This window comes from Shewanella sp. KJ2020 (assembly GCF_024197625.1).
Lineage (GTDB): Bacteria > Pseudomonadota > Gammaproteobacteria > Enterobacterales > Shewanellaceae > Shewanella.
Map to the genome: position 1 here is coordinate 84,492 of NZ_JAKUKD010000005.1, position 23,622 is coordinate 108,113.

Genomic DNA, 23,622 nt, shown 5'->3' on the forward strand with positions numbered 1-23,622 from the left:
ACCCCATTATTTTATAGCTAATTTTTAAGTTTTATACCTATGGTTTCAGATATTTCCTGCCCCTGCGGCAGCACAAAAAACTATCAAGATTGCTGTAAACCACTGCATATCCATGTGGATGGTGGGGAGCAAATAGCAGATTCGCCCGAGCAGCTTATGCGGTCGCGTTACTGTGCGTTTGTGTTGAAAAATTTTGATTACATTATTAAGACTCACCACCCCGATTTTCTCGAGGATCTAACCCTAGCAAGCCTGCAAAGCGGGCCCCATCCCCACTGGCTCGGGCTCGATGTGCTTGATTCAAGGGAGCAACTCGACGCCTCAGGGCAAAGGGAGGGAACGGTAACCTTTAAGGCTTGGTATAAGCTCGAGGGTGAGATAGATGCTATCTATGAATGCTCAGAGTTTGTTCATCAACAGGGGCGATGGTATTACACCCAAGGCAGGCAGATGAGGACTAAATTACCCGGCAGAAATGATCCCTGTGTTTGTCATAGCGGTAAAAAATTTAAGCAATGTTGCTTAAAGACGCTTTAAAACGCCTATAGCTTTGATTCTGCTAATCACTTTTAATACCCAGTATTAGGCTGTATTGAGGCGAATAGTTAGTGCGTCACCATAGGCGTGCTTTTCGCCGACAATAAAAACTGGGCAAACTCTGGCTCTCGCAGTGCAGGACTGTACAAATACCCCTGTGCCTGGTGACATAGACTCTTGGCCAAAAAGTCCTCCTGCTCCGAAGTTTCAACCCCCTCTGCCGTTAACGAAATATTCAGCGCGCTCGCCATAGCAATAATCGCGGACACAATTTCACGGCTCTCACGGCTTACCGTTAGATCTGAGATAAAGGAGCGGTCTATTTTCAACTTACTGATCGGGAACTGTTTTAAGTAACGCATCGAACTGTAGCCAGTGCCAAAATCGTCGATAGCCAATCCAACACCTAACTCGGCTAACTCTTGGCACAGTATAGTTGCATGGCGAATATCGCCCATTAACTCTGTTTCAGTAATTTCGAGGATCAAGGTTTTGGGCTTCAAGCGGTAGCGAGTCAGTAATTGCCACACCTGTTCGTACAAATTGCCACTAAAGAATTGCCGCGCAGACACATTCACATGCATGCTCAGATCGGGGTTATGGTGCTGCCAAAGATTTAACTGCCGACAAGCCGCCTCAAGCACCCAACTACCAATCGCGTTAATCATCCCCGATTGCTCGGCGATATCGATAAATGCCCCAGGGTAAAGCACCCCTTTTTTCGGGTGATGCCAACGGATCAACGCCTCGGCACCTATGTAGGTTTGCTGCTCAAGATCCCTTAGGGGTTGATAATAAAGCTCAAACTGCCGCCCACGAATGGCACTGTGCAGATCGCGCTCAATTTGTGCATCTTCCTTAAAAGCACTGAGTAACGTGCTGTTAAATACTTGAATTGCTGTGCCCTTTTTCTTTTTCGCGTATTGCACGGCAATATCTGCGCAGGTTAAAGGTGCGAATAAATTAGCCACGGAGGCAATATCGACCACGGCTAAAGCGGGTTTAGGCTCTATTTGCTCGCGCCCGATCAATATAGGCATGGCTAAATGTTGATATAAACGCGTACTGAAATAGTCGAGATCATAAACGGCCTGACTGTCCGTCAGTAGCACGGCAAATTCATCACTCCCGACTCGGGCAATTTCAGTGGCTTTATTGACCTCAGAAAAATGTTTTAAGCGCCGCCCAATTTCAATTAATAGACTGTCGCCATTCTCATGGCCGTAGGTGTCGTTAAAACGCTTAAATCCAACCAGATCGACAAGGAGCAGCAACCCCTCCGTTGTACGTTCTAACACTCGATTGAAATGACTACGATTATGGAGTCCCGTCAAGCTGCAGCGCCAGGCTAAACGCTCGAGTTCCGCCTTATAATTGTGTTCATCGGTACTTTCTTCCCCCGACACTAAGGCGTAGTGGTTGCCACGGTCGGTAATAAACTGACTAACAACAAATTTAAGCCAATAACGGCTGCCGTCCACACGGCTAAACTGCACTTCCCCCTTGGCCTGCTCCCCACGGTAAATTTGTGCAAGGGTGTGCTCGGCCAGTTCACTGTGCTGCTTAAATATTGCAAGTTCCCGCAGATTCGAGCCTATGCTCTTATCCCGCAACACACCGGTAATATCCGCGTGGGCTTGGTTCACGTATTCGACCTTTTCCGTATGCAGATTGATCAACATACTCATTTGTCGCGATTGCTCGGTTGCACAGCGAAAGAGGCTAAGGCGCTCTTCTTTATCGTAGGTGTATTTAGTGGCTAAGGTGAGGGCTAATTGGTCGGCCATTTGGCTGGCGAGGTGAATTTCACTATCGTGCCAATGGTGGGTTAAGTGGGCGCGTTCGATGCAGAGTACGCCTTCAAGGTGACCATTGATGCGGATCCCAACATCGAGGCTAGAGAGCACTTGCCTTGGTTCAAAATAAACCCCAGCCAACTCACTTAAGCGCGGATCAACTAAGGTATTACCCGCATCGATATGACGGTGGTTTTTGAGTTCCTGCAGATAATGGGGGCAATCCTTGAGCAAGTGAGGTCTATGTACCTCTTGCAACATCATAGATCCAAATTGAGCCACCAAAGATTGGGTTTGCTGATCGGCGGAAAATAGCCATACCGACACCAAGGACACCGCTAAATTCTGGCACAACAACTCTGTCGCTAACTCTGCGGTCTTAGTAAAATCGCCCTGCTGTTTAGCCGCCGAATGTACTAAAGACTCGAATAAATACTGATGTTGACGTCGCTTCACGCTGATCCCTACAAAACTTCGTGTTGGGTAACTACTGTACTGCTGCGACTAATGCACTTTATCGGGAAAAGCGCATTAATTGAGCCAATATATGCTTATTTTTTGTCGAAGCAGATTACACTATCTTCGTTCAACACAGCAATATCGAGCATATTTAATTACAAATTAAATCACTATTGCATCATAGCGATAGGAGCAATTACAGACCATTTTCTAACTGAAAAATCATTTTTTCGGCGCTGACATCAAAGGTTAACTGTAAACTCACGCCAGAATCCGTCGGCATCGTCTTTGCCTGGGTTTGGCTAAAACGCGCCTTAGCTCGCTTGGCCATCGCCTCGGCATCACTTTGGGCGTTAACGCCGTTAAACTGCAATTCTAACAGGGTATCGTGTTCATCGATGACAGCGCCAATATCGACAAAGCTACCGCAATCTGTACATGTGTCATTCACTGTGTGGGCCTGGGCCGCGATAATACCTTTCATTAAACATTCCTCTTTAGAGTCAAAGTGTTCACGCTAGGCTAAGCCAGCAATCCGTTTAGAGGATTAGGTCTGCAAGCGTGGGATAATTTGCCATTATTATAGGCAATCTAGACTAAACAGACTCAGGTTTAGCTCACGCTTGTTAGATGCATTAAGTTAATAAATGCCACTAATGGCGATTTAGGGTGAAAGTTGTAGTTATTGAACCCACTCAAGCAGTAGCTAATAGGGGAACTAAATTACGCTGGATCGCTAATTGATCGGCAAAGTGCATAATATCAATCTTAGGGGATGTGAGTTGCCCACGTTGACGTAATTGAGTGTTCAAGTCGCAGTTGCTAAGCACTTCGGCCATCGCCATCGATTCTCCACCACGGATAACCAAGGCCTCTGGGCATATTGCCTGTTGTAATTGAAATGCCCTCGCCCCAGCTTCGTTAAAAAGCGGGCTATTATCGACTATAGGCTCACCTAAGGATAAGTCCGCCAATAAGGGCTGTTTGGGCGGGAGTTCAAACTGACGTTGTAATTTTTGTGCCGTATCAAGCTCTTTTTGCCATTGAAACTGCGCCATGTCCCGAGCGTCGGCCGACAACAAAGACAACAACAGGGCGAACTCTCCCCGCCTGTTGTGTTCTATCGCCGCATTTAAGCGGGTGCCGATTTGGGCTTCGTTGACTAAAGGAACATCAATATGCATAAAAAAACATCATTAAAACAATTCGTTGTTAGTTAATCGACCAGTTGAGACATAACTTTAGGAAAATTTTTATCTTGGCCCTTTACATGCAAAAGGTTTCTGACTACTATGGCGGCCGCAATTGAGGAGGGGTTCCCGAGTGGCCAAAGGGATCAGACTGTAAATCTGACGGCTCAGCCTTCGAAGGTTCGAATCCTTCTCCCTCCACCATTTGCACTGAAGTAAGCACGACAACGATTGAGATATTCGTGGAGGGGTTCCCGAGTGGCCAAAGGGATCAGACTGTAAATCTGACGGCTCAGCCTTCGAAGGTTCGAATCCTTCTCCCTCCACCATCTTGTCCCAATCGCCATGTGTGGTGTTGATTTCAGTGATGTGAGTTAATCTGCGGTAAACTTAAACACGGCCAAATGTTTAAGCGTTTGTAAAAGAAAGTTTTGTGGAGGGGTTCCCGAGTGGCCAAAGGGATCAGACTGTAAATCTGACGGCTCAGCCTTCGAAGGTTCGAATCCTTCTCCCTCCACCATTTCTTACTATCTAGTGAATGTATTCCCCCTTTTAGTGTGTCCCCTAGTTCTCGTTTTTATTGCCTAGATCTGTATTAAATGCCCAACGCTGCAGCAGTAAAACCGCCAATCTTCCGCCATCATCTTAATCTAACTAAATTAACGTATTAGAATACGGCTCCATTCAGCCATACCATAACTCATCAATATTTTTAGTCCCCGCAGGCTTTAATATAAAAAACGCCCCATATATATGGAGCGTTTTTTATAGATCTAGGCTAACACTTTGGCATCAATCGATATTTAAATACTTATGGGTTTGGATAGATAAGCGCCAATTGCGGGCTATACAGGTTTTCATCGCCAGTTCCGTCGCTCTGGGCTTTTGGCTAATCGGTTGCAGGCAGATGGTCTTGGATGAAATATCGATACCTTTCAATAGTTCATCTAGCTCATCTAAATGTTTCTCGGTGGCGATAGGATGCTTAATTTCATTGGCACGATTAAGGGCCTGTGGCAAGACTGGATAACCGCCCTTCATATTCACCTTAGGTGAAACCGTGACCCAAGTGCTGTCGTCGCAGAGCACTTCAAAGGTACCACTGGTTTCAATTTGGGTAGCAAAGCCAAGGCCGTGTAAGGTTTCGGTCAAGTCTCGTAAATCGTACATACAAGGCTCGCCGCCGGTGATCACTATATGGCGCGCAGTAAACCCCTTAGCATTAAAGGCCGCGATAAGGCTCTGGGCAGTATGATTTGCCCAGCGGCCAACGGTGCCGTCCACGGTAATCACTTGTTCTGGGGCAACTTTATTGACCTCAAGGACATCCCAAGTCTGTTTAGTATCGCACCAAGCGCATCCCACGGGGCAACCTTGTAGGCGCACAAATATGGCGGGTACACCGGTAAAGACACCTTCACCTTGAATGGTTTCAAAGACTTCGTTGACGGGATAGTTCATGCTGGCGTTCCATTTTTCTGGGGCGGCAGTTATAGAGGATTTTAAGCCAAGCTGCAAGTTTTTACACTGCAAACTCAGGCGCGGCGCTGGGAGCAAAGAGTTTTCAAGCCCTAATGCCTGAGTTACACTAGCGGCCTCTTTTTTTGTGTTCAGTTCAGTGAACGGTGATCGGTTTATGGCAAGCAAATTAGGCGCAAACGCGTTAGGGTCAACAGCGGCGGTATCAAAGGCTGTCGTGGTATTCAGTGGTGGACAAGATTCAACCACTTGTCTTATTCAGGCCCTCACCCAATACGATGAAGTCCATGGGATCACCTTCGACTATGGCCAACGTCACCGCGAAGAGATTGAAGTCGCAAAATCCCTCGCAAAACGTCTAAACATCACCAGCCATAAAGTGATGGATGTGAGTTTACTCAATGAGTTAGCTATATCGGCCCTCACCCGCGATGCGATCCCCGTTTCACACGAATTAATGGAAAATGGCCTGCCTAATACTTTTGTGCCCGGGCGCAATATTCTGTTTTTAACCCTAGCGGGCATTTACGCCTATCAACTGGGTGCGGATGCCATTATCACTGGCGTGTGCGAAACCGACTTTTCTGGCTATCCAGATTGCCGCAACGATTTTGTCAAAGCCATGGAATCGGCCCTAGTACAGGGGATGGACAAAAAACTCCAAATAGTCACCCCGCTGATGTGGCTTAATAAGGCGCAAACCTGGGCGCTGGCGGATAAATATCAACAACTCGATCTCGTGCGCCACCATACCCTCACCTGCTATAACGGCGTGATAGGCGATGGTTGCGGCGATTGTCCTGCCTGTCATCTTCGCAAACGTGGATTAGATGACTATCTACAGAATAAAGCGGCGGTTATGGCTTCGCTTGCGCAAGCCAGTGAAAAAAACGAGCCCAAAGCGTGAAACTTGGTCCCTACTGGGTAACATTGGTCGTCAGTTTGCTCTGTGTAGGCTTGTACTTCGCAGGGCTGGCTACGCCCACTATCGATGAACTACTGCCCTATCGACGCAGTGCCATTGCAGATGGCCAATGGTGGCGACTCGTCACCGGGAACCTACTGCATACCAACCATTGGCACCTCTTGATGAACCTTGCGGGGCTGTGGATTGTGCTCTTTTTGCATCACTTCCACTATGGCATTAAAGGCTTAAGTGGTTTATTTGCCCTATTGTGTTTACTCGAGGGTCTAGGTTTATACCTTGGGTATCCGCAGCTGCTGGGTTATGTCGGCTTAAGCGGCATGCTGCACGGCCTATTTGCCTATGGTGCGGTGCGAGATATTCAGTGTCGAATGCGCTCGGGTTATCTTTTACTATTAGGCGTGATGGTTAAAGTGGGCCATGAACAATTTTATGGTGCCAGTACCGATGTAACTGCCATGATAGGAGCACGGGTTGCCACTGAGTCACACTTAGTGGGTTTGATCTGCGGCCTGATCTGCGCGCTTGGCGTGTACCTCGCAGGGAAATGGGCACCTCAAGTGGCAAAATAACATGGCAGCGCTGCATGGCAAGGTTACATGGCAACATAAGTTCAGCCAATGAAAAAGCCGCCTCCCTATTGGAAAGCGGCTTTTTACACTGTTATGGACACACTTCACCTTTGCTCAGTTTCAAAGCTCTTAGGCGGTGATTAATAATTCCCTTAAGCGTTTGACTTCATCACGCACGGCTGCCGCCTGCTCGAATTCTAGATTGCGGGCATGTTCATGCATTTTCTTTTCTAGCTTATCGATATCGTGACTTAGTTGCGCAGCATCTGCATGATAATGTTTAGGTTTTGACTCGGCGACTCTGCCATAAACCGCTTTACTATCACGACCATCGTCGACATCCATCACATCGGTGATCCGTTTCACTACCCCTTTAGGCACAATTCCATGTTTCAAGTTATGGGCACGCTGCCGTTCACGGCGGCGCTCAGTTTCACCCATCGCCTTTGCCATAGAGTTGGTGATCCGGTCCGCATAGAGGATGACCTTGCCATTCACATTTCGAGCTGCGCGGCCAATGGTCTGAATAAGCGAACGCTCGGAGCGCAGGAAACCTTCCTTATCGGCATCCAAAATACACACTAAGGAGACCTCTGGCATGTCTAAGCCCTCACGCAGCAGGTTAATCCCAACCAGCACATCGAACTTGCCTAAACGCAGATCGCGGATGATCTCAACCCGCTCGACCGTATCAATATCCGAGTGCAAATAGCGCACTTTTACCCCGTGCTCGTCGAGATATTCGGTCAAATCCTCCGACATACGTTTGGTTAACGTCGTGACTAATACCCGCTCATTAACGGCGACCCGCTTAGCGACTTCCGATAATAAATCATCGACTTGTATGCCAACGGGCCTCACTTCCAACTCGGGATCTAACAGGCCTGTCGGGCGCACGACCTGCTCAACAATCTCGCCGCCGCTCTTTTCAAGCTCGTAGGGATTAGGCGTCGCAGACACATAGATGGTCTGCGGCATCAGCTGCTCAAACTCTTCAAATTTCAGTGGCCGATTGTCCAGTGCCGATGGCAAACGGAAACCGTATTCCACTAAGGTCGTTTTACGGGAACGGTCCCCTTTATACATAGCGCCGATTTGCGGCACTGTGACATGGGATTCATCGATGATCAGCAAGCCATCGGCGGGCAAATAATCCAGTAGTGTTGGCGGCCCTTCGCCCGGGGCACGGCCCGACAGATAACGGGAGTAGTTTTCGATGCCAGAGCAGTAACCCAGCTCGACCATCATCTCCACATCGTATTGCACCCGTTCATGAATACGCTGGGCTTCAATTAACTTATTGTTATCGAGTAGATACTGTTTACGCTCGCGCAGTTCTTCTTTAATGAACTCAGTGGCAGCAATAATTTTTTCCCGCGGCGTCACATAGTGGGTCTTAGGATAAACCGTCGTGCGAGCAATGCGTTTGATGATCTGCCCCGTTAAGGGATCAAATTCACTTAAACGCTCAATTTCATCGTCAAATAACTCGACGCGAATGGCATAACGATCGGAATCGGCGGGGAAAATATCAATCACTTCACCACGGACGCGGAAAGTACCGCGCTGCAATTCAATATCGTTGCGCGTATATTGCAGTTCACTCAACCGCTTAAGAATATCCCGTTGCCCCATAGTATCGCCTTGGCGAAGATGCAGGAGCATTTTGAGGTAAGAATCGGGATCACCCAAACCGTAGATAGCCGAGACAGAAGCGATCAGTACCACATCTTTACGTTCTAACAGCGCCTTAGTTGCCGAGAGCCGCATCTGCTCAATATGGGCATTCACAGAGGCATCTTTTTCAATAAAGGTATTCGATGCGGGTACATAGGCTTCAGGCTGGTAATAGTCGTAGTAAGAGACAAAGTACTCCACCGCATTATGGGGGAAGAATTCCTTCATCTCGCCATAAAGCTGTGCTGCAAGGGTTTTATTCGGCGCCATAATAATGGTTGGCCGCCCTAATTTGGCAATCACATTCGCAATGGTGAAGGTTTTACCCGAACCCGTGACCCCGAGCAAGGTTTGGCAAGCCAGCCCCGACTCTAGACCATCGACTAATTTCGCGATAGCTGTGGGTTGATCCCCCGCGGGGGCAAATTGTGATTCAAGCTGAAAAACAGATTCTGACACTCGTACATATCCTTGTGGTTAGCCGTCCCCATTCTAATCAAGTCGCCCATTAAGCTCCAGCAGTTATCGGCGCAATATACTAATAGCGGCTCCCAATACCGTCACAAGATGACAATTTTATGGATGGAAAATGAAATTTTTTGACCACAGTTTTTTGAGGCTAAAACTGGCCAAAAAACACCCTAAAACGCAGTAGAAATGGCAATTTAATACACAAGAGTGGGCTTTTACTCTATTACAAAATTGCAACCTAAATAAGGACCAAATAAAATAGCGATTGCTTTTGCTATCACATTGTATTTATTGATTTTATTTTTTGGCTGCCAAAATAGTGCAATTTAAGTCCATCGCCCATACCACAAGGCTTTGACGCCTGTTTTAAAGCACAACCCACAGGGTTATCCACAGATTTTGTTGATAAGTCAGAATAACCTAGGATCCATGCGGGATTGAGCACTGCTCGCCCCCTAAACAACACCAAAGCAACATTTGGTAATTTAATTACATTTGATAAATGTTGCTACTTGTATCCATGACCTTTAGATCAAAATCATGCCATGGATTAAGCTCCGTGAGGACGAGTTGCCTCAGGTAAGAATGCTAAATAGCCGTTTCGAATGGAGCTTACTTTATAGTACCAACTGAGTAGGTAGCAGGCCCTCTAGGCCATGGTGAACATCGTATAGCAATATCCTGCGATCTAGCATAATAAGAAACGGCTATTTAGTAGCTAGACTATCAATGCTTGCGCCTAGCTTCGAGCGGCGCAGCGTTTTAGTAGGCCTAAGGCCGCGCTGTTTTTACCTGCCCTAAGCCAACAAACATCCACAGCAAGAAACGCTATCTTGCGAAAAGTTAAGTTATTTCTTCATCAAAATGCTGATTTCTACACCACGATGCACATTAGATGAGCACTTAACAGCATAATTACACTTTTTTTAGTAACTCGAGTTGACTCATCCCACAGAGCGTTTTACTATGCGCTCCGTTCTCAACGAGTCAATACGACTGTGTGAAACGATTCCCCTGTAGTTCAGTCGGTAGAACGGCGGACTGTTAATCCGTATGTCACTGGTTCAAGTCCAGTCAGGGGAGCCACTTTCAACGAGTGTTGGTGCGTAGGAACAAGCAGTAAGAGTAATCACGATTCCCCTGTAGTTCAGTCGGTAGAACGGCGGACTGTTAATCCGTATGTCACTGGTTCAAGTCCAGTCAGGGGAGCCACTTACTATATCACTGCAGCGTTAAAATGATTCCCCTGTAGTTCAGTCGGTAGAACGGCGGACTGTTAATCCGTATGTCACTGGTTCAAGTCCAGTCAGGGGAGCCACTTTAAGCAAGCTTATAAGTCGATAGCAATATCGCACCTCGATTCCCCTGTAGTTCAGTCGGTAGAACGGCGGACTGTTAATCCGTATGTCACTGGTTCAAGTCCAGTCAGGGGAGCCATTTTAAGCTAGTCATATGTTATAAAGTCGATAGCAATATCGCACCCTCTACTCCCCTGTAGTTCAGTCGGTAGAACGGCGGACTGTTAATCCGTATGTCACTGGTTCAAGTCCAGTCAGGGGAGCCAATCTTTCGCAAAATCTCCTATTTACCTCCCTGTTGTTTAGCTCCTTGCATTGTCTTTTTAATTTCTGTTTTAAAACAAATACAGTTACACTGTGATCAATTTATTAACCAAAATTCTGAGTGTCATCACACAGATAGCGTAGTTGCATCACAGGAGCTCAGCTATCTTTGTACTCGCATACGTTGAGAGCGGATTTTTTATGGCCATGTCAAAATCATATCCCGTCTTTTTATTACTGATCTTTTTGGCGCTATTTGGCTGGGTTTATCAAAGCCAGAATAGCCAATTACAAATCCAGCAACAGCAAGAACTCGACGATTTTAAAAAACATCTTGGCGATTTTGCCCAGTGGCAAGGCAGTGGTGCAGAGCTGTATCGGCTGTTATCGAGTGATTATCGGTTCCTATTTTTTCAGTATGTGGATGATACCGATGGCGAGCTTAATCATACCGAGGGCAGCCTCACGGCGAAGGATAACCATCCACTCGCGGGCTTATTTCCCCTTAACTTAGCCCATACCCAAAAAATAGCGACGGGCCGCTTACAGGTCAAACTCAGCGCCAACCAAGCCATCGAAGAGGCCATTAGTAACACTGAGACATTTGGACTAATGCTGTTAGTGATTTATTTGATTTTACTCGTCATTTTTATGGTGTTAATGGCGAGGATGAAAGCCGCTATTGGTTATGCCGCCCAGTATATTTCCCATCTTCCTGATATGAGTTTTTCCGCCATTGCCACATCCAAACTCTCCGGTGAGATGAGTCCGATAAAGCTGGCGTTAGAAGAATGTCGTACTCAACTTAAAACCCAATTAGATAAGCTCACCCAGGAAAACGAAAAACTCCATAGGGCCGCCTATCAAGATCCTATTACTGGTTTTGGTAGTCGCCCACCGTTCACCAGTAAATTAGAGAGCATTAGTCAGCCCAGCGTGCCCCAATTGGGCCTGCTAGCGATGGTAAAGGCCACTGAACTTGCCCATGTTAACCAGTTACAGGGGCGCACCGCAGGGGATGAATATTTATCTAACGTGGCCAATTGTATTCGTAAGGCCTGTTCAAAATACCCAGATGCCGAATGTTTTCGTATTTCGAGCGCCGATTTTGCCGTATTCATTCCCGATGTTGTGCTGAAGGATGGACCTAAGTTTTTAGAACAGCTCAAAATTTTTCTCGATGAATATCAGTTGCTCATCAAGACCGAGTCCACGGCGCACACTGGCTTAGTCCCCTATCAGCAAGGGGTCAATCCCGTTACCCTACTCACCCTTGCCGATACTGCGGTGAGTATTGCCCAAACCTTGGGGCCCAATTGCTATCATATTCAAGAAAAACTCAACGGTGATGAGCAGTTTGGCGATGACCGTTGGAAGCTGGCGATCCTGGAGCTCATCAATCGCCAAGCCTTGAGATTCTATCAACAGCCGATCCAGCCCTGTCGCAACGATGTTGAGGTTTACCGCGAGCTGTTGGCCCGTTTCTATAATAGTGAAGGCAAATTTTTGCCAACTACCACAGTGATTGCCATGGCCGAACGCCACGGCTTAAGTACGGAATTAGATAAATTAGTGGTGATCAGCACATTAAAAATGCTTAAGGAAAATCCCACCATTAGCGGCAATTTCGGCATCAATATTAGTGCGTATTCAGCCCATCAAGAACTCTTTGTTGGCTGGCTAAAAGATATTTTAGGCAAGCATAAATCTATCGCCTCTCGTTTAGTATTTGAGATCAACGAGTCGGGTCTGCAGGCCAATTTAGGGGCCAGCTTCAAATTTGTCCGTGAAATACACAGTGTGGGTTCTAGGGTCTCTGTCGAGCGTTTTGGCATGAACTTCACCTCCTTCAAATTCTTCCACGAGGTGCGCCCAGACTACATCAAGCTCGATGGTAGCTATTCCAACGCCATTGATGAAGATAACAATAATAAATTTTTCGTGCGCATGATGGTGGATGTCGCCAGACGTATTGGCATTCGCGTGATAGCAACCAGTGTCGAACGGCAAGAGGAAAAATTAACCCTCGAAAAACTCTTAGTCGATGGCCTACAGGGCTATTATATTGCCCAGCCTCAGGCATTGACTATTAGCGACCAAGTATAATTGTACACTCGGTTAATTCATCGCCAATATTTACAGTAAAGATGGTTAACCCTGCATTCTATATGTTGTTTATACAAACGGAAAAGTCGATAATACGGCCAAGATCCGTTTAGACAAGTATTGAGATGAGTGAATATCTCCTGTTGTTGATCAGCACTGTACTGGTCAACAATTTCGTTTTAGTGAAATTCTTAGGTTTATGTCCTTTCATGGGGGTCTCCAGTAAATTGGAGTCCGCGATTGGTATGTCTATGGCCACCACTTTTGTGTTGACCTTAGCCTCGATACTCAGTTATCTCGTGAATCAATACCTATTACTCCCCTTTGATCTGAGCTATTTGCGCACGATGAGTTTTATTTTAGTGATTGCCGTTGTCGTGCAATTTACTGAAATGGTCGTCCAAAAAACCAGCGCGACGCTGCACCGTGCACTCGGTATTTATTTGCCGCTTATCACCACAAACTGCGCGGTATTGGGTGTAGCTCTGCTTAATGTGAATGAAAAACACGATTTTATTCAATCGGCTATCTACGGTTTTGGTGCGGCGGTGGGCTTCTCTTTAGTGTTAATTCTCTTCTCGGCTATGCGTGAACGCTTAGCCGCCGCAGATGTGCCCTTACCCTTTAAGGGCGGCGCCATTGCCATGATCACCGCGGGCCTGATGTCGCTGGCCTTTATGGGATTTACAGGATTGGTTAAGTAAGATGTCCACCATTGTAATTGCAGTCGTATTGTTGACCCTACTGGCCTTGGTCTTTGGGGTGTTACTCGGTTTTGCCGCCCTTAAATTTAAGGTTGAAGGCAATCCCATTGTCGATGAGCTCGAAGCCATTTTGCCACAGACCCAATGCGGCCAATGTGGTTACCCCGGCTGTCGTCCCTACGCTGAAGCCATTGCCAATGGCGATAAAATCAATAAATGCCCTCCAGGCGGCACTGCCACCATGGAAAAGCTGGCGAGCCTGATGGGTGTCGATCCCGAGCCACTCAATGCGGAAGCACAGTCTCAAGTTAAAAAAGTGGCCTACATCCGCGAAGATGAATGTATTGGTTGCACTAAATGTATTCAGGCTTGCCCCGTGGATGCCATTATAGGTGCGGGCAAATTAATGCATACCGTGCTGACCACAGATTGCACAGGGTGTGATCTCTGCGTTGAGCCCTGCCCCGTCGACTGTATTGATATGATCCCTGTGACCCAAAATCTGAAAAACTGGAATTGGCGTTTAAATGCGATTCCCGTGACTCTTATCCAAGAGAGCCAGCACGAAGAAAAGAGAGGATAAGCGGTGCTAACTTTATTAGATCAATTAGATAAAGGAACCCTTTGGCGCTCACCCGGCGGTATTCATCCCCCCGAAGTCAAATTCCTCTCCAATACAACGCCGATAGGACAGTTGCCCTTAGCGCAGGAATATTTAGTGCCTGTGCCACAGGTCGGCGAAAACTGCACTCTTGCGGTGAAGGTCGGCGATAAAGTACTAAAGGGCATGCCATTAACCCATGGCACTTCTATTTGGCATTTGCCCGTACATGCGCCCACCTCAGGCACTGTGATTGCCATTGAGCCCAGAGCCAGTAATCATGCATCCGCACTGCCGGTCAATACCTGCGTGATTGCCGCCGATGGTAAAGATACCTGGTGCGAGTTAGCCCCAAGCGAGCTTGAAGGCCTGAGCGATCAACAGATCATTGAGAAAATCCATGCCGCTGGCATTGCAGGCATGGGCGGCGCGGCGTTTCCGAGCCATATCAAACTCAATCCTGTCAGTGAAATCGATTTAGTCATCATTAATGGGGTCGAGTGTGAACCCTATATCAGCGCCGATGACAGATTAATGCGCGAATATAGTCAGGATATTTTGGCAGGCATAGGCATAATTTATCGCTTATTAACGCCAAAACGCATCGTTATCGCCATCGAGGACAATAAACCCGAAGCCATTAGCGCTATGCAGCAGGCGGTCAAGCAGAGCTCAATCCCTGCAGGCACAGTGCGAGTAACGGTTATCCCGACTAAATATCCCTCGGGCGGTGAAAAGCAGCTGATTCAGATCATCACTGGCCGCGAAGTGCCTTCGGGGGCCATTCCCGCCAAACTTGGGATAGTTGTACATAACGTCGGTACCGCCTTTGCGATTCATCAAGCAGTCACTCAAGGTAAACCGCTGATTGAGCGGGTCGTTACCGTCACAGGGCAAAATGTCGGTAAACCCGGCAATTATTGGTTGCCCATAGGTACACCCGTTGAGCACGTGCTCAGCACCACCGAGTTTAAGCCAGAGCCACAGCAAAAGGTTATTATTGGCGGGCCTATGATGGGCCATGCACTGCCGACTATCCAAGTGCCGATTTTAAAGGGTACTAACTGTATTTTGGTGCCGAGTAGCCAAGAGATTGGCACGACACCAGAAGAAAAAGCCTGTATTCGCTGTGGTGAATGCGCCAATGCCTGCCCTGCACTGTTGTTACCCCAGCAACTGTTTTGGCATGCCAAAGCCGAGGAATATGATAAGGCCGCGAGTTACAATCTAAAGGATTGTATTGAATGCGGTTGTTGTAGCTATGTGTGTCCGAGTGATATTCCCTTAGTGGAATACTACCGCATTGCAAAATCGGCACTCAAACAAGCCGCCGATGAAAAACAGCAGGCAGAACGGGCTAAGCACCGCTTCGAAGCACGCTTACATCGCCTAGAGGAAGAAAAACTCGCCCGCGAAGCGAAAGCCAAAGAAGCCGCTGAGCGGCGACAAGCCACTATGACGGGCACAGATAAAAATGCCGTCGCCGAGGCAATGGCCCGTATCGCCGCAAAAAAAGCCGCTGCGGCGCAGGCATCAAGCGACACGGCAATCACTCCCGCAGCCGTAACCGATGAAGTGCCGAAGGAAAAAGCCGTCGTTGCCGCCGCCATCGCCCGCGCTAAGGCAAAAAAAGCCGCACAGGCCGATGCTGATACCAGCTCAGTAACGACCCGTTCTGTTAATGCCAGTTCTGTTAATACTGGTGAGACCACTGACGCCGAGGCCAACAGCGCAGCACCTTTATCGCAAAAGGATAAAGTCGCCGCCGCCGTTGCCCGAGCTAAGGCCAAGAAAGCCGCACAGCAGAGTGCTAACGCTAGTGAAACGCCCCCCTTGGAGGCAAACCACACTGAACCCAATGCGGTAGGCTCGAACACTGAGGACGATAAAAAGGCCAAAATCGCCGCTGCCGTTGCCCGTGCTAAAGCCAAGCAAGCGGCCCAGCAGAGTAATATGCTAAGCGAAGATCAAACATTAGAGACTCAAGCAACTAAAGCAACTACAGCAACTAAAGCTCAAACTGTGGAGACACCTGCCGCAGAGCCTGAACCAAGCACAGCTGCACTGAGTCCTGAGGATGATAAAAAAGCCAGAGTCGCTGCCGCCGTCGCCCGAGCAAAAGCGAAAAAAGCCGCGCTGGCGGACTCAACACTTGCCGTAACAGACACGGATAGCACAGTCGATAACACGCCAGTAGAGCCAGTCACTGCGACTCAAACTGTGGTAGAGGTCAATGCAATACTGCCGGCAGAGGACGCAGACGCGCTAAAAAAAGTCAGGATAGCGGCAGCCGTTGCCAAGGCAAAGGCGAAAAAAGTGGCAAGGGAAGCGGATGCGACGAGTGATTCAAATGAATAGCTCAACTGATATACGGATCAGTGACAGAAGAATCAATGATTTAAAAATCAGTAACTTAAAGATTAGCGACTCAAGATTAGATAAAAGGGATCAGAATGGCGTTTAAAATAGCCTCATCACCCCATGTTACCCGTAATTTGCATACCTCGACGGTTATGCAAAGGGTGATTTTATGTTTACTCCCCGGCCTTGTGGTGCAATGTGCCTTTTTTGGTTGGGGCACGCTCGTTCAAGTGCTACTGGCAATTATTGTGGCCTTAAGCTGTGAGGCTGCGGTGATGAAATTGCGTCATCGCAGCATCAAAGCCAGCCTTAGCGACAATAGCGCTATGCTGACAGCGATGTTAATTGGTGTCGCCATCCCACCACTGGCCCCTTGGTGGATGATAGTGATGGGCACAGCCTTTGCCATCCTGATCGTCAAGCACCTCTACGGCGGTTTAGGCCATAACCTGTTTAACCCAGCCATGGCGGCATATGTGCTGCTGTTAGTTTCTTTCCCACTACAAATGACCACTTGGATAGCTCCGAGTACCATAGCGCTGCATTCACCTAGCCTGCTCGATAGCCTACAACTTATCTTTAATATGGGCGCCCATGTGAATATGGATCAATTCCGTTTAGGGATCGATGGCATCAGTATGGCGACGCCACTCGATACCCTAAAAACCGATTTATCCATGGGATTAACTAGCACTGAAAGTATGAGCAAGGCCATTTTTGATGGCAGTACTGGTGTAGGTTGGTTCTGGGTAAATTTAGCTTATCTTGCTGGCGGCCTAGTGTTACTTAAACTGAAAGCGATCCGCTGGCATATCAGCACTGGGGTATTGTTAGGGCTATTTGTGGCATCGAGTGTTGGCTTTTTACTGTCCCCAGACACCCAAGCGAATCCCCTATTCCACTTATTTTCTGGGGCGACTATGTTAGCGGCATTCTTTATTGCGACCGACCCTGTTACCGCAGCCACCAGTCCCCGTGGACGGCTTATTTTCGGTGCCCTGATTGGGGTGTTGGTCTATATCATCCGCACTAAGGGCGGTTATCCCGATGCCTTCGCCTTTGCCGTATTACTGGCGAATCTGTGCGCCCCTTTTATCGACTATTACGTCCGTCCTCGTACCTATGGTCATTCTGTAAACTAGGGTCATTCAGTAAGTTAGGGGGCATTCTGTAAGCTAAGAAGAGTCATTCCGCGGGCAAGAGATATAAGCTAAAGGAAAGAATGTTGAACAATCCGATGATTAAAAATGGTTTTTTATTGGCACTGTTTGCCCTGATCTGCACCGGCCTCGTTGCCGTTGTCAATCAACAAACCTTTGACCAAATAAAACAGCAAGAGCAACAGGAATTAATGCGGGTATTGCACCAATTGATCCCCGATGAAATCCACGATAATGAACTGACGGCGCATTGCACTCTGCTACAGAACAAAGAGGCCTTGGGCACTGATGAGCCTATGCCCGCCTATATTGCCACCGCTGCGGGTAAACCCGTGGCAATCGCCATCGAGGCCATAGCACCGGATGGTTATAGCGGTAATATCAAGTTGATTGTCGGGATCAATACCCAAGGGGAAGTATTAGGGGTTCGCACGCTTTCCCACCAAGAAACCCCAGGGCTGGGTGATAAGATCGAGTTACGTAAATCCGATTGGGTAACGCAGTTTGTCGGTAAGGTCCTCGGCTCAGAAGACGACAAACAATGGTTAGTGAAAAAAGACGGCGGCGATTTTGATCAATTTACTGGCGCCACTATTACCCCACGCGCCTATGTCAAAGCGGTCAAACGGGCGCTATGGTATTTTAACCAAAATCAAACACAGATTTTCAGCCAACCACTGAATTGTGAGACCAACCATGAGTAATTATCGTGATATTGCTTGGCAAGGACTGTGGAAAAATAACCCTGGCCTAGTGCAACTATTAGGTTTATGTCCATTACTTGCCGTCACCGCCACACTCACCAACGCCCTTGGACTCGGGGTAGCCACTATGTTAGTGCTGATTGGCTCGAATATTTTAGTCTCTCTAGTGCGCGATTATGTGCCCAAGGAGATCCGTATTCCTGTGTTTGTGATGATCATTGCCGCCCTAGTCACCACAGTACAACTGTTGATCAATGCCTATGCCTATGGACTGTATTTGTCCTTGGGGATCTTCTTACCGCTAATTGTGACCAACTGCATTATCATCGGCCGCGCCGAGGCATTTGCTTCCCGTAATAACGCCTTTAGCGCCGCCTTCGATGGCCTGATGATGGGGCTAGGATTTACCTTAGTGCTTGCCCTGTTAGGTGCGACCCGGGAGATTCTAAGCCAAGGCACACTGTTTGATGGCGCCGATCAGCTGCTCGGCCCTTGGGCAAAATCGTTAACCATACACCTATGGCAAGTGGAAACGCCCTTCCTGCTGGCCATGTTGCCACCGGGCGCCTTTATCGTGATGGGCCTGCTTATCGCCCTTAAAAATGTGATCGATAAAAAGCTCAAAGAGCGCCAGCCCGAAGCGGCGGTGCAGCCAAGCGTGACACGGGCGCGGATCACGAAAGTGAGTTGAGCCAGTCCACTCATTGAGATAACAGCTTAAGCGGTGGGTTTAGCGTTAAACCCACCGACTTACAAGGATCACTATGAATCAAGAAAAACGCATCCAAATTCTCACCCGCCTGCGTGAAAACAATCCCAAACCCGAAACTGAGCTTAATTTCTCCAGTCCCTTTGAATTACTTGTGGCGGTAACCTTATCGGCCCAGGCGACCGATGTGAGCGTGAATAAGGCGACGGATAAATTGTTTCCTGTCGCCAATACCGCCCACAGTATCTATGCCCTAGGCGTGGAAGGATTAAAGGAATATATCAAGACGATTGGCCTTTATAACAACAAGGCCGTCAATGTGATCAAAGCCTGCGAGATCTTGATCGAAAAATACAATGGCGAAGTGCCAGAAGACAGAGAAGCCCTCGAGTCCCTTCCCGGTGTTGGCCGTAAAACCGCCAATGTGGTGCTCAATACCGCCTTTGGTTGGCCGACTATCGCTGTAGATACCCATATTTTTCGCCTCGCCAATCGCACTAAATTTGCCCCCGGCAAAAACGTGGTCGAAGTGGAAGAACGTATGTTAAAGGTCGTTCCCGCCGAATTTAAAGTCGATGTCCACCACTGGTTTATCCTGCATGGCCGTTACACTTGCCTTGCCCGCAAACCCCGCTGTGGCAGCTGTATTATTGAAGATTTGTGCGAGTACTCTCCACCAAAATAAAAGTAAAGAATCAGACTTAGTTCGTATAACAGATTCCTTATGGGATCTGTTTTTTTACCTTTACAAAATCAAAATGCCAACTATGGTTAATTTATGTATAAGTGGCATCTAGTTATGTAATGAATAATTTGAGGGATAATGTTCAAGTTAGGATATATAAGGATATCAAAGGCGCTTCGTTTCCAGTTGTGGTTAGGAACGGCGGCCTCCCCATGCTGCTTGTTCCTGAATGCTTACCTAAACGACAATCATAACTCCCCACTTTCCAAAACGAGATCACACACCTCAAAACAGTCAATGTCATTCTGAGGTTCCGCCGGGATTCTGGAAATTCCCGCCAAATCGGGCTTAATTAGTTGTTATTTTTAGATATTGAACGATTCTAATTATCGGCCCCCTTCAATTCAATGAACCATCTGTCCATAATGTCTTTCTGTGCATTGGCAGTAGATTTCAACGATTGTACTTCAATGATAAGTACGTCGTTCTTGTCAGTCTGCTCTGCGAGTTGCGCGTTTAACAAATTAATTCGAGATGTTGCGTGTTGATACCTATCTTCCACAGCGCTTATCTGCTGCTTGAATGAATGGTTTTCCGCCTCTAAAGCTAGCTTCACTTTGGTCATTGCGGACAATGATACTTCTGCTTTTTGCAGCTGTGCTGATGTCCCCTCTAGCTGAGTTTCTAACCTAGCACATTGCTTTTGTACCGTAGCATTCTCCAACTGTTTAGTAGTTAACTGCTGGTTTAGCGCTCTAATCTCAAGCTGCAGTTGTTGTACTTGCGATTCATGGCGATGTTGCTCTTGCTCTCGCTGTTCTTTAACGGAATGACGGTAGTGTTCAAGCGCTGAGCGTGACTGTGTATGCTTTTCTTCTAATGAGGCTATCTGCTGATCTTTATCGGCAAGTCGTAATAACATGGCTTCTTCATTGGTCTTCAGTCTTTCGATTGTCAGCTTCTGAGTATCGATATTCGTTTTGAGCGCTTTGTTTTCATGCTCTTGCTGCTGAAGCTTACCCATTAATTCATCCCGATGAGATTGAGTTTCTAGTAGTTCTTGGCGTAGTTGTTCATAGCGTTCGTCTCTTACCGTTATTGCTTCTCGATGCTGCACGCGTTCGTTCTCGATGATTTCATTCGCTTCTTGTAACAAACGGCCCGACATTTTTTCAACGATAAAGGTGAGTTCTTCGCTTAATGACGTTGTGAGCTGCGTGTTACCTTCAGCCTCCTCCAATTCCTTGAGGTAGCGATGGATTGTGGTTTTAGAACCAGTATTCCCCAATTCAATACGTATCGCGTCGATGGATACTGACTCTCTTCGCGCCAATAGTGCATTTCTTGCCTGCTCAACCGCTTCTTTACTTATGCCACCACGTGCCATATTGCCACCTTTCATACTGTATTACGTACCATGTAATTACATACTAATATGTAATATTTAAAAGACAAATATTATTTAGTTTATAAGAGTAGATAATCCTGAGTTATCTACTCTTATCACAAAAAAGCTTGATTTGATGGAGCCAGTTGGTACGTAATAGAGGTTGTTCAAAAAACAGCCGTTGAAAAATGTGCTAGGCTGCTTTTCTTATGTGTACTAAGTGGTGTACTGAAAAATCTAACATGAGTGATGTAGAACGCTATATTGAAGCAGCAACACGGGACAATACCCGCCGCAGTTACCAAGCAGCCATTGAGCACTTCGAAGTTGATTGGGGGGGCATGCTGCCCACCACATCAGAGCAAGTGGCCCGTTATCTTGCTCACTATGCTGACGTGCTTTCACATAGCACACTACGGCTGCGGTTGACTGCGCTCGGGCAATGGCATGTGTCGCAGGGATTTGTGGATCCAACGAAATCTCCACTGGTGCGAAAAGTCTTTAAAGGCATACGCGAGATCCACCCGGCAAGAACTCGACAGGCCAAGCCGCTGGCCATTGATGAACTTACGCAGATCTGTGGCTATTTGGAGCAAACGCAGCACAGTAATGATCCACTGCTCGCCTTAAAAGCCACTCGCGATAAGACGCTGTTACTCATGGGTTTTTGGCGAGGATTCCGCAGTGATGAACTCTGTCGTATGGTCATTGAACATATCGAGCTCGCGCCTACTCAAGGGATGAGCATTTACTTACCCCGTTCTAAATCAGACCGCACCAATCAAGGTCGGGAATATCGTACCCCCGCCTTACAACGCTTATGCCCCGTGCAAGCTTACCAAGAATGGTTAGCCCTTTCAGGGTTAACCGCTGGTCCGGTCTTTCGCGGTATTAATCGTTGGGGGCAAATGAGTTCTGAAAGTTTGCGGCCATCCAGTATCTTACCGCTTATGCGAAAGCTAATGGCGCAAGCGGGGATCTGTCACTCTCACCTCTATAGCAGTCATTCATTACGGCGGGGATTTGCCTCATGGGCAACGCAGCAGCAATGGTCACTAAAGCAATTAATGGAGTATGTCGGCTGGAGAGATGCGCAATCAGCAATGCGTTATATCGAAGTGAGAGCCCCCTTTACGCCAGAACAACTGCAACCATCTACACCGCACGCAGCTACTCTCCCCCTACTAATGACCATTGTGGACGTCCAGCTGTGCTTATCGCGTTTTCATGATAAATCGCCAAACGAAAGAACGGTGAGACTTAAATTAGAACGCTTTGCGTTGAAGGCCTTTGGCGCACTGAAGACCATTGATGAACACCATTACCAGCTCCAATTATCCTCTGAATATGTGGATGCAGATCTCGATGAAGTAGCGGATGAACTATTGGATCGAATGCACAGTATCGCGACTGATCATCAATACATGTTGGAAGCGGCAATCGTCCACCATGAAAGCGGCCGACGTTGGGATTAGCCAGATTGACTAACGAAAGGGAGTTTCTATGAAGACTGCTGAAAATACTGCTTACCCACGATTAGAAACCTACTTCTCATACAACGTGTTATCGCAACGATATCATCCCAGTGAAAATGAGCTTGTGTTAAGTAAAATCCTGCATAATCCCTTACACCGCCTAGGCTTCTTGGTGCAGTTAAAGCTCTTTCAACGTCTTGGCTATTTTATCTCTCCTATCGATTGTCCCGATCAGATCATTGAACACATCAGAAAAGTGGCAGGTATTATTTGGGTACCAAAGCCCTCTGATTGGAAACGATATGATAAGTCAGGAACGCGACAACGGCACCTCGCGATGATCCGCTCACACATTGGTGTAAAGCCCTTCTCTTCGGCAGAACGTTCTTGGTTAAAAAATGTGGCATATTGTGCAGCACAAACCAAAGAAACCGTTACTGATATCATCAATGTGATGTTAGAAGAACTGGCCCATCACTGTTTTGAATTTCCTGGGCTTACCGTATTGGAAAAGCTAGCAAGAACAGTACGTCGACAAGTCAATGATGCGTACTATCGGCAGATCTGCCAATCCTTAAGCCAATCGACAAAATCTAAACTAGATCAACTTTGGCAATCAAACAGTGCTGGTGTGTACTCTCACTGGCAGCAACTAAAACGAGAACCGAGAAAGCCGACCAACAAAGAAGTGCGCAGCTATTTGCAACATGTGGAGTGGTTACGCGATTTAGAAAGTCAAATGCCAACCCTGGCGATTCCCGTTACCAAGTTTCAGCAGTTTATGTTGGAGGCTCGAGCACTGGATGCTCAAGAAATGCGGGACTTAACGTCTAATAAACGTTATGCATTAGCGGTGATCCTTATTCGCAGTCAACATGGAAAAGCACTTGATGATGTCGCCGAACTGTTCATCAAGCAGGTTAGAGATCTCGAAAATAGCGCTCAACAAAGTCTACAACAGTATATTCTGCAGAAACAAAAACAAGCGGACGAATTGATCAGTAATTTTCGAGATGTGGTGCTTGCCTTAGAAGAGCCTGGTAATGCGAGTAGCCGTATCGC

The 23,622-nt window shown here is 47.3% G+C and carries 19 protein-coding genes and 8 tRNA genes; 21 read left to right on the forward strand and 6 right to left on the reverse strand.

Annotated features, from left to right (window positions below; all coding sequences use genetic code 11):
- Positions 1-39: 39 nt before the first annotated feature.
- Positions 40-537 carry a YchJ family protein gene (locus tag MJO46_RS03280; RefSeq protein WP_253988101.1) on the forward strand — a complete coding sequence of 166 codons (498 nt, stop codon included), beginning with the start codon at positions 40-42 and terminating at the stop codon, positions 535-537.
- 68 nt (positions 538-605) lie between these two features.
- Here the strand turns inward: MJO46_RS03280 and MJO46_RS03285 are convergent, their stop codons facing one another.
- From MJO46_RS03285 to MJO46_RS03295, 3 genes are all read right to left on the reverse strand, one after another.
- Positions 606-2,789, reverse strand: a complete 2,184-nt coding sequence (locus MJO46_RS03285) for a GGDEF domain-containing phosphodiesterase (RefSeq protein ID WP_253988102.1) — start codon at positions 2,787-2,789, stop codon at positions 606-608.
- A 199-nt stretch (positions 2,790-2,988) separates the two neighbouring features.
- Positions 2,989-3,276, reverse strand: a complete 288-nt coding sequence (locus MJO46_RS03290) for a DUF406 family protein (RefSeq protein ID WP_253988103.1) — start codon at positions 3,274-3,276, stop codon at positions 2,989-2,991.
- Between the two features lie 211 nt (positions 3,277-3,487).
- On the reverse strand, positions 3,488-3,976 hold the full coding sequence (locus MJO46_RS03295; RefSeq protein WP_253988104.1) for a VC2046/SO_2500 family protein: 489 nt from the start codon (positions 3,974-3,976) through the stop codon (positions 3,488-3,490).
- A 125-nt stretch (positions 3,977-4,101) separates the two neighbouring features.
- On the opposite strand from MJO46_RS03295, the gene MJO46_RS03300 reads away from it, so the two are divergent.
- The 3 genes from MJO46_RS03300 (at position 4,102) to MJO46_RS03310 (ending at position 4,502) form a co-directional block, all read left to right on the forward strand.
- Positions 4,102-4,186 (forward strand) — tRNA-Tyr (locus MJO46_RS03300).
- Positions 4,187-4,226: 40 nt separating this feature from the next.
- Positions 4,227-4,311: transfer RNA gene (locus MJO46_RS03305), tRNA-Tyr, on the forward strand.
- A gap of 106 nt (positions 4,312-4,417) precedes the next feature.
- Positions 4,418-4,502 (forward strand) — tRNA-Tyr (locus MJO46_RS03310).
- 272 nt (positions 4,503-4,774) lie between these two features.
- Here the strand turns inward: MJO46_RS03310 and queE are convergent.
- On the reverse strand, positions 4,775-5,443 hold the full coding sequence (gene queE / locus MJO46_RS03315; RefSeq protein ID WP_253988105.1) for a 7-carboxy-7-deazaguanine synthase QueE: 669 nt from the start codon (positions 5,441-5,443) through the stop codon (positions 4,775-4,777).
- Between the two features lie 175 nt (positions 5,444-5,618).
- Between queE and queC the strand changes: the two genes are divergently transcribed.
- Both queC and rrtA read left to right on the forward strand, forming a co-directional pair.
- Entirely contained in the window at positions 5,619-6,368 is a 750-nt protein-coding gene (queC, locus tag MJO46_RS03320; protein WP_253988106.1) for a 7-cyano-7-deazaguanine synthase QueC, read from the forward strand.
- On the forward strand, positions 6,365-6,958 hold the full coding sequence (rrtA, locus tag MJO46_RS03325) for a rhombosortase (RefSeq protein ID WP_253988107.1): 594 nt from the start codon (positions 6,365-6,367) through the stop codon (positions 6,956-6,958). The genes queC and rrtA overlap by 4 nt, the downstream gene beginning before the upstream one ends.
- A gap of 129 nt (positions 6,959-7,087) precedes the next feature.
- Here the strand turns inward: rrtA and uvrB are convergent, their stop codons facing one another.
- Positions 7,088-9,094: an excinuclease ABC subunit UvrB gene (gene uvrB / locus MJO46_RS03330; protein ID WP_253988108.1), complete on the reverse strand. Its 2,007-nt coding sequence runs from the start codon at positions 9,092-9,094 to the stop codon at positions 7,088-7,090.
- A 1,022-nt stretch (positions 9,095-10,116) separates the two neighbouring features.
- Here uvrB and MJO46_RS03335 point away from each other — a divergent pair.
- From MJO46_RS03335 to nth, 13 genes are all read left to right on the forward strand, one after another.
- Positions 10,117-10,192: transfer RNA gene (locus tag MJO46_RS03335), tRNA-Asn, on the forward strand.
- 50 nt (positions 10,193-10,242) lie between these two features.
- Positions 10,243-10,318 (forward strand) — tRNA-Asn (locus MJO46_RS03340).
- Positions 10,319-10,348: 30 nt separating this feature from the next.
- A tRNA-Asn gene (locus MJO46_RS03345) sits at positions 10,349-10,424 on the forward strand.
- A 43-nt stretch (positions 10,425-10,467) separates the two neighbouring features.
- A tRNA-Asn gene (locus MJO46_RS03350) sits at positions 10,468-10,543 on the forward strand.
- A 51-nt stretch (positions 10,544-10,594) separates the two neighbouring features.
- Positions 10,595-10,670, forward strand: a tRNA-Asn gene (locus MJO46_RS03355).
- Positions 10,671-10,869: 199 nt separating this feature from the next.
- Positions 10,870-12,774 carry a GGDEF domain-containing protein gene (locus MJO46_RS03360; protein ID WP_253988109.1) on the forward strand — a complete coding sequence of 635 codons (1,905 nt, stop codon included), beginning with the start codon at positions 10,870-10,872 and terminating at the stop codon, positions 12,772-12,774.
- 125 nt (positions 12,775-12,899) lie between these two features.
- Positions 12,900-13,478: an electron transport complex subunit RsxA gene (rsxA, locus tag MJO46_RS03365; RefSeq protein WP_037458575.1), complete on the forward strand. Its 579-nt coding sequence runs from the start codon at positions 12,900-12,902 to the stop codon at positions 13,476-13,478.
- Between the two features lies 1 nt (position 13,479).
- The gene (gene rsxB, locus MJO46_RS03370; protein ID WP_253988110.1) at positions 13,480-14,061 is read left to right on the forward strand and encodes an electron transport complex subunit RsxB; all 582 of its coding nucleotides are present in this window, start codon (positions 13,480-13,482) and stop codon (positions 14,059-14,061) included.
- 3 nt (positions 14,062-14,064) lie between these two features.
- Positions 14,065-16,437: an electron transport complex subunit RsxC gene (rsxC, locus tag MJO46_RS03375; protein WP_253988111.1), complete on the forward strand. Its 2,373-nt coding sequence runs from the start codon at positions 14,065-14,067 to the stop codon at positions 16,435-16,437.
- A 95-nt stretch (positions 16,438-16,532) separates the two neighbouring features.
- Positions 16,533-17,582 carry an electron transport complex subunit RsxD gene (gene rsxD / locus MJO46_RS03380; RefSeq protein ID WP_253988112.1) on the forward strand — a complete coding sequence of 350 codons (1,050 nt, stop codon included), beginning with the start codon at positions 16,533-16,535 and terminating at the stop codon, positions 17,580-17,582.
- 83 nt (positions 17,583-17,665) lie between these two features.
- Positions 17,666-18,304, forward strand: coding sequence for an electron transport complex subunit RsxG (rsxG, locus tag MJO46_RS03385; RefSeq protein WP_253988122.1), 639 nt, complete (start codon positions 17,666-17,668; stop codon positions 18,302-18,304).
- Positions 18,297-18,995 (forward strand): electron transport complex subunit E, encoded by a 699-nt coding sequence (locus MJO46_RS03390; RefSeq protein WP_253988113.1) that lies wholly within the window; start codon positions 18,297-18,299, stop codon positions 18,993-18,995. The genes rsxG and MJO46_RS03390 overlap by 8 nt, the downstream gene beginning before the upstream one ends.
- Positions 18,996-19,068: 73 nt before the next feature.
- Positions 19,069-19,698 carry an endonuclease III gene (gene nth, locus MJO46_RS03395; protein ID WP_253988114.1) on the forward strand — a complete coding sequence of 210 codons (630 nt, stop codon included), beginning with the start codon at positions 19,069-19,071 and terminating at the stop codon, positions 19,696-19,698.
- 382 nt (positions 19,699-20,080) lie between these two features.
- Here the strand turns inward: nth and MJO46_RS03400 are convergent, their stop codons facing one another.
- Positions 20,081-21,085, reverse strand: coding sequence for a DNA-binding protein (locus MJO46_RS03400; protein ID WP_253988115.1), 1,005 nt, complete (start codon positions 21,083-21,085; stop codon positions 20,081-20,083).
- Between the two features lie 242 nt (positions 21,086-21,327).
- Here MJO46_RS03400 and MJO46_RS03405 point away from each other — a divergent pair, with 242 nt between their 5' ends.
- Positions 21,328-22,560, forward strand: a complete 1,233-nt coding sequence (locus tag MJO46_RS03405; protein WP_253988116.1) for a site-specific integrase — start codon at positions 21,328-21,330, stop codon at positions 22,558-22,560.
- Positions 22,561-22,588: 28 nt separating this feature from the next.
- The coding region (locus MJO46_RS03410) for a DUF4158 domain-containing protein (RefSeq protein WP_253988117.1) at positions 22,589-23,622 on the forward strand (1,034 nt) is incomplete at its 3' end.